Annotated in this window: 12 protein-coding genes; 5 read left to right on the plus strand and 7 right to left on the minus strand. The window is 68.0% G+C overall.

The window, feature by feature from the left end; translation table 11 throughout:
* Positions 1–6: 6 nt before the first annotated feature.
* Genes npdG through cofG form a run of 6 tightly spaced genes read right to left on the minus strand, consistent with a single transcriptional unit; the run spans position 7 to position 5,452 of the window.
* A complete protein-coding gene (gene npdG, locus LOKHON_RS12395) occupies positions 7–675 on the minus strand; it encodes an NADPH-dependent F420 reductase (protein ID WP_017926983.1) in 669 nt (222 codons plus the stop codon).
* Positions 672–1,445, minus strand: a complete 774-nt coding sequence (gene cofE, locus LOKHON_RS12400; protein ID WP_017926984.1) for a coenzyme F420-0:L-glutamate ligase — start codon at positions 1,443–1,445, stop codon at positions 672–674. The genes npdG and cofE overlap by 4 nt, the downstream gene beginning before the upstream one ends.
* Positions 1,442–2,089 carry a 2-phospho-L-lactate guanylyltransferase gene (cofC, locus tag LOKHON_RS12405; protein ID WP_017926985.1) on the minus strand — a complete coding sequence of 216 codons (648 nt, stop codon included), beginning with the start codon at positions 2,087–2,089 and terminating at the stop codon, positions 1,442–1,444. The genes cofE and cofC overlap by 4 nt, the downstream gene beginning before the upstream one ends.
* Positions 2,086–3,042 (minus strand): 2-phospho-L-lactate transferase, encoded by a 957-nt coding sequence (gene cofD, locus LOKHON_RS12410; RefSeq protein WP_017926986.1) that lies wholly within the window; start codon positions 3,040–3,042, stop codon positions 2,086–2,088. The genes cofC and cofD overlap by 4 nt, the downstream gene beginning before the upstream one ends.
* Positions 3,039–4,313 carry a 5-amino-6-(D-ribitylamino)uracil--L-tyrosine 4-hydroxyphenyl transferase CofH gene (cofH, locus tag LOKHON_RS12415; protein WP_017926987.1) on the minus strand — a complete coding sequence of 425 codons (1,275 nt, stop codon included), beginning with the start codon at positions 4,311–4,313 and terminating at the stop codon, positions 3,039–3,041. The genes cofD and cofH overlap by 4 nt, the downstream gene beginning before the upstream one ends.
* Positions 4,310–5,452, minus strand: coding sequence for a 7,8-didemethyl-8-hydroxy-5-deazariboflavin synthase CofG (gene cofG, locus LOKHON_RS12420; RefSeq protein WP_017926988.1), 1,143 nt, complete (start codon positions 5,450–5,452; stop codon positions 4,310–4,312). The genes cofH and cofG overlap by 4 nt, the downstream gene beginning before the upstream one ends.
* A 464-nt stretch (positions 5,453–5,916) precedes the next feature.
* Between cofG and aptA the strand changes: the two genes are divergently transcribed.
* The 5 genes from aptA to LOKHON_RS12445 all read left to right on the plus strand — a co-directional run bounded on the left by aptA (position 5,917) and on the right by LOKHON_RS12445 (position 11,964).
* Positions 5,917–7,236 (plus strand): omega-aminotransferase AptA, encoded by a 1,320-nt coding sequence (gene aptA / locus LOKHON_RS12425; protein WP_017926989.1) that lies wholly within the window; start codon positions 5,917–5,919, stop codon positions 7,234–7,236.
* Positions 7,237–7,297: 61 nt separating this feature from the next.
* The gene (locus tag LOKHON_RS12430) at positions 7,298–8,548 is read left to right on the plus strand and encodes a Zn-dependent hydrolase (RefSeq protein ID WP_017926990.1); all 1,251 of its coding nucleotides are present in this window, start codon (positions 7,298–7,300) and stop codon (positions 8,546–8,548) included.
* Between the two features lie 4 nt (positions 8,549–8,552).
* Positions 8,553–10,013: a dihydropyrimidinase gene (hydA, locus tag LOKHON_RS12435; protein ID WP_017926991.1), complete on the plus strand. Its 1,461-nt coding sequence runs from the start codon at positions 8,553–8,555 to the stop codon at positions 10,011–10,013.
* Between the two features lie 92 nt (positions 10,014–10,105).
* Positions 10,106–11,596: an NCS1 family nucleobase:cation symporter-1 gene (locus LOKHON_RS12440; protein WP_017926992.1), complete on the plus strand. Its 1,491-nt coding sequence runs from the start codon at positions 10,106–10,108 to the stop codon at positions 11,594–11,596.
* A 74-nt stretch (positions 11,597–11,670) separates the two neighbouring features.
* Positions 11,671–11,964, plus strand: a complete 294-nt coding sequence (locus LOKHON_RS12445) for a DUF1330 domain-containing protein (protein WP_017926993.1) — start codon at positions 11,671–11,673, stop codon at positions 11,962–11,964.
* A gap of 18 nt (positions 11,965–11,982) precedes the next feature.
* Here LOKHON_RS12445 and LOKHON_RS12450 read toward each other — a convergent pair whose 3' ends face one another.
* A complete protein-coding gene (locus tag LOKHON_RS12450) occupies positions 11,983–13,380 on the minus strand; it encodes a helix-turn-helix domain-containing protein (protein WP_017926994.1) in 1,398 nt (465 codons plus the stop codon).
* Positions 13,381–13,492: the final 112 nt, after the last annotated feature.

A 13,492-nucleotide genomic window follows, 5' to 3' on the forward strand; every position in this document is an offset into this window, starting at 1 on the left:
TTTTGGTCAGTGATCGGGCGGGCAGATGCGGATGCCCGCATGGCTGAAGGGCACGGCCTTCGAGATGTTCAGCCGGATCAGGATCGGGGTGATCGCCTCGATGCAGCGCGCGGACTGCGCGTCGCCCGCGTTGTAGGCCTCGACGCCGAGCTTGCGGACCAGCTCGATCACCTTCTTGCGGGCGTCGAGGCTGTTGCCGCAGACGAGGATGTCGCAGTTGATCGTCTGATCGAGCGCCTTCAGTGTCACCGCCGAGACGTTGTGCAGCGCGCCGATCACCGGGATCTCGTCGCCAAGGAGCGCCTGCGCAGCCTCGGTGGCCGAGCCCTCGGGCGGCATGGCGACTTTCTTGGGGTCGCCCTCGGCCAGCGGGACCACGATGTCGACGAGGATCTTTCCGGCGAGGGCGGGTTTCAGCGCTTGAAGCGTCGCGTTGTGGGCCGAGAAGGGGACGGCAAGGATCACCATTTCCTCGGCGGCGGCGGTGGCGCCCTCGTTGTCGAGGCCGCGGATCTTCGCGGCATCTGTGGGCAGCTGCGCCTGCAGTTCCTCGGCGATGGCGGCGGCGCGCACGCCGTCCCGCCCACCCAGCACCACCTCGACGCCGGCGCGCGCGAAGCGCAGGGCGAGGCCCTGTCCCTGCGGCCCGGTGCCGCCAATGATCGCGATTGTCATCTGAACATGTCCTCTTGTTTCTGGCGGAGTATGTCGGCTCCGCGGCTCTCGGCGGGCGTCCAGTCGAGGCCGCGCAGCAGCACCGCGGGGGTCTTGCCGTCCTTGCGCACCACCAGCCCCGAGGCGGCGGCGATCTCGTCGGCCAGCGCCGGTTCGGTGACCTGCAGCGGGCGGCCCCAGGCGTCGGTGTTGCCCTGCTCGCGGATCGTGGCGGGGACCTTCGACAGGCCGATCGCGACATTGACCTGACCGAGCCGCCAGGGCCGGCCGAAGGTGTCGGTCATCACCACGCCGATCCGCGCGCCGAAGCGTTCGGCCAGCGCCTCGTGCAGCGCAGCGCAGCTGGCATCCGGGTCGGGCGGCAGCACCATGACGGCGCTCTCCTCGCTGAAATTCGACTCGTCCACCGCGGCGTTGGCCGAGATGAAGCCGAGCCGATGCTCGCAGATCATCGTGCCCTCGTTCTGGTCGGGGCGGCGGAACGAGCGCACCACGCGGGTGCTTTCGCGCAGCACCACCTCGACCTTGCGGGGGTCCTTGTTGAGCTCATTGGCGTAGCGCAGCGCCTCGTCGGAGGGCGTCACCGTGTCGAGCGGAATGATGCAGCCCTCGGCCTTGGAGAACACCTTCTGCGCGACGCAGAGGATGTCGCCGTGGCGCAGGCCGAGATCAGCCGCGTCGAGCCGGTCGCCGATGATCGCGGCGAGGTCGTCGCCATGGCCGATGTCGGGGATGCCGGGGATGGCGGTGAGAGAGACCGACAGGCTCATTGTGCATTCTCCCGGCGGGGGCGGCGCAGATGGTCCGCGGGCAGGTGGTCGAGATCGGCCACCGTGTCGATATCGATGCGCAGGCTGCCCAGCGGCATCATCACCGGCGTCAGCCCGGCACCTTCGGCGGCATGGCGGTGCCGGATCGTCGATCTGGTGCCATAGGCAAAGGCAAAGGGGCAGGGCAGCGGCACCATCAGCGCGTTGGTGCCGAGATCCTTGGCCGGGCAGATCACCGCCGTGCCGCCATCGAGCGGATGATCCAGCAACCGCGCGAGATCGACCGGATCGGGATCGGCGATATCGCCGGGCAGGACGCAAAGCGCGTCGTATCCCTGCCCGGTCGCCCAGTGGGCCGCGGCCTCGACCGCCAGCGACAGCGAGGGCGCGCCGCCATCGTCGATCACGGTCAGGCCGAGCGTCTCGGCCACGTCGCGAATGATCGGGCTGCCGCTGACCACGGCGAGGTCGACTTGGGCGTCGAGATCCTCCACCGCCTCGCGCAGCCGGGCGACCGTCGCCCGGAACAGGCGCAGCGCCAGCTTCCCGCGCTGGTCGGGCGTCAGCGCGAGGCCGAGCCGGGTCTTGGCATCGCGCGGATCCTTCATCGGGATCGCGACGAGGCGTTTGCCCGCGCCGCTCATGCCACCGCCTCCACGGGCGCGAAGGCGAGATCGAGGATCTCGCGCGCCAGCCGCGCCTTGTCGGCCTGTGTCTTCATCAGGATATCGCTGCACTGCGGGGCGGGGCCCTCGGCGGCGATCTCGGCGCCAAGCGCGGCGTCGGCATGGTCGATGACCAGCCGGTCGGCCAGCGCGCGATAGCGCCGCGCCACGCCAAGCGCGTCGGCGCGCAGCCCCAGCGCCGCCATCATCCGGTCGGCGGGCCCCTTGACCACCTTTCCTGCGATGAAGGGGCTGACCGCGATCTTGGGCGCGTCGGCGGCGCGCAGCGCCTCGCCAATGCCGGGAATGCCGAGGATCGGGGCGATGCTTACCAGCGGGTTCGACGGCGCGATGACGATCAGGTCGGCCCCGGCGATGGCGGTCAGCGCCTCGGGCGTAGGCCGCGCCATGTCCATGCCGGAAAAGGCGATCTCGCGGATTTCGGGCGCGCAGCGCTCGCGCACGAAATATTCCTGAAAGCTCAGCCAGCGCCCGTCGGTCGTGCGCAGCCGGGTCTGCACCACGTCGTCGGTGGGCAACAGGATCGCAGGTTTCACGCCAAAGGCGCGGGCCACGTCGCGGGCGATGTCCGAGGGCCGGTCGCCGCGTCCGCGCCGCATCGTGCGGTGGATGTGCAGGCCGAAATCGCGGTCGCCCAGCGACATCCAGGTCTCCGCGCCGAGAAGATCGAGCGTCTCCAGCGCCCGGTGCCCTTCATCGGCGACGCCCCAGCCCTGCGCGCGGTCGATCCGCCCGGCGAGGCTGTAGGTCAGCGTGTCGATGTCAGGCGAGACCCAGAGCCCGTGAAAGCTGTCGTCGTCGGCGACGTTGCCGATCACCGACAGCGCCACGTCGTCATGGGCGGCAAGCCCCTCGGCCATCTTGGCGCCGCCGACACCGCCGGCGAGCAGGCAGACCTTGCGCGGGCTCATCGGGCTACCTCGACCGCGGCGGGGGCTTCGGGGAACATCTCCATGAAGGCCAGCGGGTCGCGGCCCTTGCGGTCCACCAGCGGCGCCAGCTCTTCGGGGTCGTGATGCTCGAATACCTCGCGCACGTCATAGACGGTGTTGCGGCGCACCGGCACGCGGCCTGCCGCGCGGATCATCCGCACCAGTTCCTTCGCGGTGATCTCCTGACCGTGGTTCGATCCGGCCGCGCGCGAGATGCTCTCGTTCATCAGCGTGCCGCCCAGATCGTTGACCCCGCGCGACAGCATCTGTTGGGCCCGCGCCGCGCCGAGCTTGGTCCAGCTCACCTGGATGTTGTCGATCCAGCCATGCAGCATGATCCGCGACACCGCGTGCATCAGGTCGACCTCCTGCGCCGTCGGGCCGGGGCGGACCTTGTCGGGGTTCTGGGCGTAGAGCGGCGAATCGGTGTGCACGAAGGACAGCGGCACCAGCTCGGTAAAGCCGCGGGTGTCCTTCTGGATGTCGCGCAACAGCGCGATATGCGCGGCCCAGTGCTCGGGCGCGTCGACATGGCCATACATGATCGTCGCGGTGGTGGGGATGCCGACCTCGTGGGCGGTGCGGATGATCTCGACCCAGCGCTCGGCCGAAAGCTTGTTGGTGGTGAGCTGCATCCGGACCTCGGTGTCGAGGATCTCGGCCGCGGTGCCGGGCATCGAATCGAGACCGGCCTCCTTCAGATCGGTCAGGAAGTCGCGATAGGACATCCTGGTCTTGGACGCGCCGTACCAGATCTCGAAGGGCGAGAAGGCGTGGATGTGCATGCCGGGCAGGGCGGCTTTGATCGCACGGATGATGTCGCGATAATAGGTGCCCTCCATGCGGGGGTGCAGCCCGCCCTGGATGCAGACCTCGGTCGCGCCGCGATCCCAGGCCTGCTGCGCGCGCTCGACGATCTGCTCGGGCTCCAGCCACTCGGCGGATTTGTCCTCGCTCCGCTTGGCAAAGCCGCAGAATTTGCAGCCCATGTAGCAGATATTGGTGAAGTTGATGTTGCGGTTGACGACGAAGCTGACCCGGTCGCCATTGGCACGGCGACGCAGCGTGTCGGCAGTGCGAAAGACGGCGTCGATATCCGCCCCTTCGGCCCGGAACAGCGCGACGCCTTCCTCCACGCTCACCTCGCCGCCAGAGAGCGATTTTTCGAGAATCGCGCGGATGGCCGGCGAGGCGCCGCCCACGGCGGCGGGATCGCAGGCGAACTGCCGGGTCTTCGACTGGTAGGTCATGCTGTCTCTCCGATGTGCCGCTGTTCGCGCGCCAGCCCGGTATTGCCGGCCATGCCGAGCGCCCGGGCCCGCACGGAGGCGTTGATGAAGCCCGCATCCCCGGTGAGGTATCGCGGGTAGACGGTGAGCCTTTCGCGCAGCTCGAAACCGGCCTCGTCGCAGGACCGCGCGAGGCTGCGGATCTCGGGCCAGTCGTGCTGCGGGTTGATGAAGTCGATGGTGACGGGCGAGATGCCGCCCCAATCGTTGATGCCCGCGTCGAGATAGGCGATGTGACGCGCGCTCAGGTTCGGGGGCGCCTGCAAGCTGATCTCGGGCGACAGGATGATCCGCGCCGCAGCGATGGTGCGCAGCATGTCTTCGAGCCCCGGCTCGGGGTGGTTGGCCATCTCGATGTCGGGCTTGCGCTGGAAATTCTGGATGATGACCTCCTGCACGTGGCCGTGCCGCGCATGGGCGGCGTTGATCGCCTGCAGCGCCTCGATCCGTTCCTCCCATGTCTCGCCGATGCCGATCAGCAACCCGGTGGTGAAGGGCACGCGCTTTTGCCCCGCGCGCTCCAGCGTGCGCAGCCGCTGCACCGGCGTCTTGTCGGGGCAGGCGTGGTGCGGCTGGCCCTTGCGGGTCAGGCGGCGGCTGACGGTCTCCAGCATCATGCCCATCGAGGCCGAGACCGGTTTCAACAGGTCGATCTCGTCATCGGTGAGCGTGCCGGCATTGACATGCGGCAAGAGGCTGGTCTCGCGCAGCACCAGCGCGCACATGTCGCGCAAATAGTCGGTGAGCTTCGAATACCCCAGCCGTTCCAGCCCCTTGCGCGCCGCTTCGTAGCGCAGCTCGGGCTTTTCCCCGAGACTGAACAGAAGCTCCTTGCAGCCCTCGCGCTCGCCGCGCAGCGCCTCGGAGAGCACCTGTTCGGGCGTCATGATCCGCGCCTCGGGCGAGGAAGGGTGCTTGACGAAGGTGCAGTAGCCGCAGGTGTCGCGGCACATGTTGGTGAGCGGCACGAAGGCCTTGCGCGAATAGGTGACCCGGCGGCCCCAGGCCGCGTCGCGGATCTGGCGGGCCTGGGCCATCAGGGCGTCGAGATCCCCGGTTTCGGCAAGCGGCGCGCCGCTGCTGGGCAAGTGGCTGGTCATGATCTCCTCCTGCCCTCAAGGCTGAGCGATCTCGACGCGACTTGTCAAAACTATTTTTAGCAACAAGTCAAAAAACAGATTAATCAAAATTAATATTGTTTCTTATCAGTGGCATATGTCTTGCTCATGTCTTCTGATCATCAAAATAATTGACTACTAGATAAAACAACGCGGATAGTCCGGGGGAGCTTCACGCGGCGCTTGGGAGGGCGCCCGGAGGCAATGGGAGGGCAAGGCCGTGATGATGGAAGCGCCAGAAGCGCTGGCTGCCGGCTGGCCGGTGGCCGCCCGCCGGGCAGGCCCGGCGGGCCATTGCCATGCGGCATGGTCACGGTGCCGGAGGCTTCCGGCCACGGGGCCACGCCCTTTTTCGCGACCACCCCGCGCGCGGCGCCGCCCGCAGGCCGCGAGACGGGCTGCCCGCCCGATCGCCCGAGGAGACCATCGTTCAAGGGAATGACGAGATGAACGCAGAAACCAGGATCCGCAACGACCTCGGCGCCTACTGGATGCCCTTTACCGCCAACCGGCAGTTCAAGGACAACCCGCGCATGATCGCCAGCGCCGAGGGCATGTATTACACCACCACCGACGGGCGACGCGTCATGGACGGCACCGCCGGGCTGTGGTGCGTCAATGCCGGCCACCGCGCGCCGCGCATCACCGAGGCCGTGCAGCGGCAGGTCGAGGAGCTCGACTACGCGCCCGCCTTCCAGATGGGCCATCCCAAGGCTTTCGAACTGGCCTCGCGGCTCGCCGATCTGGCGCCGGGCAAGCTCAACCACGTCTTCTTTACCAATTCCGGCTCGGAGTCGGTCGAGACCGCGCTGAAGATCGCGCTGGCCTATCACAAGGCGCGGGGCGAGGCCGGACGCACCCGCCTGATCGGCCGCGACAAGGGGTATCACGGTGTCAATTTCGGCGGCATCTCGGTGGGCGGCATGGTCAACAACCGCCGCGCCTTCGGCACGCTTCTGGGCGGCGTCGACCACCTGCCGCACACGCATGACATCGCGCGCAACGGTTTCACCCGCGGCCAGCCCGCGCATGGCGCGGAGCTCGCCGACGATCTGGAGCGGATGGTGGCGCTGCACGGCGCGGAGACCATCGCCGCGGTGATCGTCGAGCCGATGGCCGGCTCGGCCGGGGTGATCCTGCCGCCCAAGGGCTACCTGCAAAAGCTGCGCGAGATCACCCGCAGGCACGGCATCCTGCTCATTTTCGACGAGGTGATCACCGCCTATGGCCGGCTCGGCCGGGCCTTCGGCGCGGATTACTACGGCGTCGAGCCGGACATGATCACCACCGCCAAGGGGCTGACCAACGGCGTCATCCCGATGGGCGCGGTGCTGGCCAGCGAGGCGATCCACGACGCCTTCATGACCGGGCCCGACCACATGATCGAGCTGTTCCACGGCTACACCTATTCGGGCAACCCGATGGCCTGCGCCGCCGCACTCGCCACGCTCGACACCTACCGCGAGGAGGCGCTGTTCGAGCGCGCCGCGAGCTTGGAGGATTACTGGGCCGAGGCGCTGTTCAGCCTGAAGGACAAGCCCGGCGTGATCGACATTCGCGCCGTCGGCCTCGTCGGGGCGGTGGAACTCGAGCCCTTCGCGGACCAGCCCACCAAGCGGGCCTTCGACACCTATCTGCGCGCCTGGGACAAGGGCGTGCACCTGCGCACCACCGGCGACACCATCGCCATGTCGCCGCCGCTCATCATTGAGAAATCCGAGATCGACCAGCTGGTCGGCACGCTCGGCGCGGCGCTCGACGCCTGATCATGGCCGGGGCGCGGTGGCCGGGAGGGCCGCCGCGCTTCGGTCCGTAACGGGAGGACCTATGAAAGACATCCAGACCAACACCCGGATCGACGGGGCCCGGCTGTGGGACTCGCTGATGGAGATGGCCAGGATCGGCCCCGGCCTGCGCGGCGGCAACAACCGCCAGACGCTGACCGATGCCGACCGCGAGGGGCGCGATTTGTTCAAGCGCTGGTGCGAGGAGGCCGGCATGCGCGTCGGCGTCGACAGCATGGGCAACATGTTCGCCCGGCTCGAAGGGGCGGAGCCCGATCTCGACCCGGTGATGATGGGCAGCCATCTCGACACCCAGCCCACGGGCGGCAAGTATGACGGCGTGCTGGGCGTTCTGGCCGGGCTCGAGGTCGTCCGCTCGATCCGTGACCGGGGCCTCACCCCGCGCCGCCCCATCGTCGTGGTCAACTGGACCAACGAAGAAGGGACGCGCTTCGCCCCCGCCATGCTGTCGAGCGGCGTTTTCGCGGGCGTGCATACGCAGGACTGGGCCTATGCGCGCGAGGATGCCGACGGCAAGCGCTTCGGCGACGAGCTGGCCCGCATCGGCTATGTCGGTGACGAGCCGGTGGGCCAGCGCAAGATGCACGCGATGTTCGAGCTGCATATCGAGCAGGGCCCGATCCTCGAGGCCGAGGGCCGCGATATCGGCGTCGTCACCCACGGGCAGGGGCTGAGCTGGACCGAAGTGACCGTCACCGGCAAGGAGAGCCACACCGGCTCCACCCCGATGCCGATGCGCCGCAACGCGGGCCTCGGCATGGCGCGCATCCTCGAGAAGGTCGACGAGATCGCGTGGAGCCACAAGCCGCACGCGGTGGGCGCCGCCGGTCACATCGAGGTCTTCCCGAATTCGCGCAACGTGATCCCCGGCAAGGCGGTCTTCACCGTCGATTTCCGCTCGCCGGAGCTTTCGGTGATCGAGGACATGGAGGCGCGGCTGCGCGTCGAGGGGCAGCGTATCGCGGACGAGATGGAGCTGGAGATCGCCTTCGAGAAGGTCGGCGGCTTCGACCCCGTCCCCTTCGACAAAAGCTGCGTCGATGCGGTGCGCCGCGCCGCCGAGAAGCTGGGCTTCTCGCATCGCGAGATCATCTCGGGCGCGGGTCACGACGCCTGCTGGATCGCCCGCGTGGCGCCCACCGCGATGATCATGTGCCCCTGCGTGGACGGGCTGAGCCACAACGAGGACGAGGAGATCAGCCGCGACTGGGCCGCCGCCGGCTGCGACGTGCTGCTGCACGCCGTTCTCGAAACCGCCGAAATCGTGGAGTGAAGACATGAGCAAGAGAACCGTGATCAAGGGCGGCACCATCGTCGCCGCCGACCGCAGCTTTGAGGCCGACATCGCCATCGAGGGCGAGACCATCGTGCAGATCGGCGCCGATCTTTCCGGCGACGAGGTGATCGACGCCACCGGCTGCTACGTGATGCCCGGCGGGATTGACCCGCATGTGCATCTGAAGATGCCCTTCATGGGCACCCATTCGGCCGATGATTTCGAAAGCGGCACCCGCGCGGGCCTCGCCGGCGGCACCACGATGGTGGTCGATTTCTGCCTGCCCAGCCCCGGCCAGTCGCTTCTCGAGGCGCTGGAGGGCTGGCACGCCAAGTCGCAGCGCGCCTGCGGCGATTATTCGTTCCACATGGCGGTGACATGGTGGGGCGAGCAGGTGTTCGAGGAGATGCAACAGGTCGTCGATCTGGGCATCAACTCCTTCAAGCACTTCATGGCCTACAAGGGCGCGCTGATGGTCGATGACGACGAGCTGTTCGACAGCTTCCAGCGCTGCGCCGCGATCGGCGCGATGCCGATGGTGCATGCCGAGAACGGCGATGTCGTCGCCACCATGCAGCAAAAGCTGCTCGGGCAGGGCATTCGCGGGCCGGAAGGCCACGCCATGTCGCGGCCGCCCGAGGTCGAGGGCGAGGCCACGAACCGCGCCATCATGATCGCCGACATGGCGGGCGTGCCGCTCTATGTCGTCCACACCTCCTGCGAACAGGCGCATGAAGCGATCCGGCGCGCGCGGCAAAAGGGCATGCGGGTCTATGGCGAGCCGCTGATCCAGCACCTCGTGCTCGACGACAGCGAGTATCGCAACCCCGACTGGGACCACGCCGCCCAGCGCGTCATGTCGCCGCCCTTCCGCGACAAGTCGAACCAGGACAGCCTCTGGGCCGGGCTGCAGGCGGGCTCGCTGCAGGTGGTGGCGACCGATCACTGCGCCTTCACCATCGACCAGAAGCGCACCGGCATCGACGATTTCACCAAGATCCCGAACGGCACCGGCGGGCTGGAGGACCGGATGCCGGTCCTCTGGACCGAAGGGGTGAACACCGGGCGGCTGACCAAGAACGAGTTCGTCGCCGTCACCTCGACCAACATCGCCAAGATCCTCAACATCTACCCGCAGAAGGGCGCGATCCTCGAGGGCTCGGATGCCGACATCGTGGTCTGGGATCCGAAGAAGTCGAAGGTAATTTCGCCCGAGACCCAGCAATCGGTCGTGGAATACAACGTCTTCGCCGGGCGCGAGGTCACCGGCCTGCCGCGCCACGTGCTGAGCCGTGGCACGCTCGCGGTCGATGACGGGAAGGTCTGCGCCACGCCCGGCCATGGCCGCTTCGTCAAGCGCCCCGCCTTCCCGGAGGTGAACAAGGCGCTGTCGAAGTGGAAGGAGGTGACCGCGCCGCGCAAGGTGGAGCGGCGCCCGGAGAACATGCCGGCCTGCGTCTGACACGAAATGCCCCCATTGCTTTTGGGGGCATTTTCTTTTCCGGCAAGAAAAATAAAAGACGCCGGAAGACCAACAACAAGGAGGAGACGGAAATGACGGATATCACTGCCGGGATCGCCGCGGCACGGGCGGGGGCGCAGGCGCGCCACGATACCGCCGGCATGGACCCGAGGCTCTATAACGAGGACCAGCTGCCGACCACGGCGGCCGAACGGACATGGAACTGGCTCGCCATCGCCGCGCTCTGGGTCGGCATGGTGGTCTGCATCCCGACCTATCTTCTGGCCTCCTACCTGATCAATTCCGGCATGAGCTGGGACCAGGCGGTGCTGACCATCCTCGCGGCCAACGCGATCGTGCTGATCCCGATGGTTCTTCTGGGCCATGCCGGGACGAAATACGGCATCCCGTTCCCGGTGCTGCTGCGCTCCTCCTTCGGTCCCACCGGCGCCAAGATCCCGGCCGTGGCGCGCGGCATCGTCGCCTGCGGCTGGTTCGGCATCCAGACATGGGTCGGCGGCTCGGCGATCTTCGTGATCCTCAACACGCTCACCGGGGGCGCTCTGGCCGGCGAGGCGCTGGCCTTTCTCGGGATCAGCCTCGGCGAATTCGTCTGCTTCCTCGCCTTCTGGGGCCTGCATCTCTACTTCATCACCCACGGCACGGAATCGATCCGCTGGCTTGAAACCTATGCCGCGCCGTTCCTCCTGGCGATGGGTCTCGCGCTTCTGGCATGGGCCTGGTTCGCCGCCGGTGGTTTCGGCCCGATGCTCTCCACGCCCAGCGCCTTCGACCCCGGTCAGCCCCGCGAGGGCGAGTTCTGGATGGCGTTCTGGCCGGGGCTTACGGGCATGATCGGCTACTGGGCGACGCTGGCGCTCAACATCCCCGACTTCACCCGCCACGCCAAGAGCCAGAAGGACCAGTTCCTCGGCCAGCTGATCGGCCTGCCGATCCCGATGGCGCTGTTCGCCTTCATCGCCTCGGCGGTGACCTCGGCGACGATCGTGATCTATGGCGAGGCGATCTGGGACCCGATCCAGCTGGCCGAGCGGATGGGCGGCGTCTCGATCGTCATCGCGCTCTTCGCGCTGATCGTGGCGACGCTGACCACCAACCTCGCGGCCAATGTCGTGGCCCCCTCGCACGGTTTCTCGAACCTCGCGCCGAGCAGGATCAACCTCAAGCGCGGCGGCTATATCACCGCCGGGATCGGGATCGCGATGTTCCCGTGGATCCTCGTCGACCATATCGGCGGCTGGCTGATCGCCTATTCGGCGCTTCTGGGTCCGATCGGCGGCGTGATGCTGGCGGACTACTACCTGCTGCGGAAAACCAGGCTGGAGGTGGCCGAGCTGTTCCGCATGGATGGCATCTATGCGGGCCGGGGCGGTGTCAACTGGGCCGGGATCGGCGCTCTGGTGATCGGCATCCTGCCGAACCTGCCGGGCTTTCTCGCGGGTGTCGGGCTGACGGCGGGCACCGCGCCGGTCTTCGCCACGATCTACACCTATGCGTGGTTCGTCGGGCTGTTCGTGGCGGGCGCGGCCTATCTCGTGCTCTCGAAGATCCTCAACAAGTGACGCGATGCGCGTGACGGGCCGGGGCGGCGGGTGTCGCCCCGGCCTTTTCATGTCCAGATGACGGAGACGACGACATGCCCAAGGCCTATTGGATCGCCCATGTGACGGTCACCGATCCCGATCCCTACAAACTTTACGCGACAGGCGCGACGCAGGCGTTCCGCGACCACGGCGCGCGGGTGCTGGCGCGCGGCGGCCGGATCGAGGCGCTGGAGGGCGAAAGCCACCCGCGCAACGTGGTGATCGAGTTCGATACGATGGAGGCCGCGCTCGCCTGCTACAACTCCGACGCCTATCAGGCGACCAAGCGCCACCGCGAAGGGGCGGGTATCGCCAACATCATGATCCTCGAAGGCGCGCCGGACTGATCCCTGCCACGGGCGCGGTCACTCCAGCCGGTAGGGGAGATCCTGCCGCAGATCCGCGTCCACCTTCAGCCGCCCCTCGAGCGGCGGCACCGCGCGCTGGTGGCAATTCGTGCGCTCGCAGATCCGGCAGGAGATGCCGACCGGCTCGAAGGCCTGCGCCGAATCGAGGTCCATGTGATCGGCATAGACCAGCTCGCGCGCGTGTCGCACCTCGCAGCCCAACCCGATCGCGAAGCGCCGCACCGGCGCGCCCCAGGCGCCGCCGCCGCCGCTGATGTCGCGCGCCAGCGAAAGATACCGCACCCCGTCCGGCGTCTCGGCCAGCTGGCGCAGCCAGCGGGTCGGTGTCTCGAAGGCCTGGTGCACGTTCCACAAGGGGCAGGCGCCGCCGTAGCGGGCGAATTGCAGCTGCGTAGCCGAATGGCGCTTGGTCACGGTCCCGGCCTGATCGACCCGCACGAACCAGAACGGCACGCCGCGCGCACCGGGGCGCTGCAGGGTGGAGAGACGGTGCGCCACCTGCTCGAGGCTGGCGCCAAAGCGTTCGGCCAGAAGCTCCAGATCGTGGCGCGTCTCCTGCGCGGCGGCGAGAAACGGGCCATAGGGCAGGAGCGCCGCCCCGGCGAAATAATTGGCCAGACCGATCCGGGCGATGTCGCGCGCAGGCCCCGGTTCGAAACGGCCCAGATCGAGCGTGGCCTCAATCAGATCCCGGTGCTCGATCAGCGCGAGCTGTACCAGAAGCTGGAACCGCCGCGTCGGGCGCGGCGCGCGCGACGACAGGGCGAGGGTCCGGCTCTCGGCGTCATAGCGGCGCAGCGGCCCCTCGGCCTGCTCGGTCAAGGTGATGCCGCGCGCTTCGAGCGCGCGCACCGCCGCCTCGGGCGCGTCGTGCCCCTCGCTGGCCGCGCGCCGGGCGAACTGCTCGGCGGCGCGGTCGATCGCGTCGATGTAGTTGTCGCAGTAATGGAAGAAGTCGCGCACCTCTTCCCATGGCGAGGCGGCGGTGCCCGCCCGGCCCAGCGCCTCGTCGAAGGAGGCGAGCCGGTCCTGCGCGCGGCGATAGGCGGCGTGCAGGTCCAGCAGCGCGCGCGCGACCGACGGCGCGTTGCCCGCCACAAGCCGCAGATCCGCCACCGTGGGCTGCGAGCCGCTGAGCACCGGGTCGGCCAGCGCCTCGCGCATGTCGGAGGCGAGCCGGATCTCCTCGCCCGAGGTCAGCTCGGTCACGTCGAAACCGAACTCGCGCGCCAGCGCCAGCACCACCCCCGCCGAGACAGGGCGGTTGTTGTTCTCCATCTGGTTCAGATAGGGCAGGGAGACCCCGAGCCGCTCGGCAAAGAGCTTCTGGGTCAGGCCGAGCCTGCCGCGCAATTCGCGCAGCTGCGTGCCCGCGTAATGCTTCTGAACCGCCATCGCGCCCCGCTTTGCTGATTTGCATAAACCTTGCTCTGCATAATGCCGAGTTTGCAAATTCGCGCAATCGCGCTGGGAAGGCGGAGGGTGTTTTCCCTAGTCTGGCGTCCGA

This window comes from Limimaricola hongkongensis DSM 17492 (genome assembly GCF_000600975.2).
GTDB lineage: Bacteria > Pseudomonadota > Alphaproteobacteria > Rhodobacterales > Rhodobacteraceae > Limimaricola > Limimaricola hongkongensis.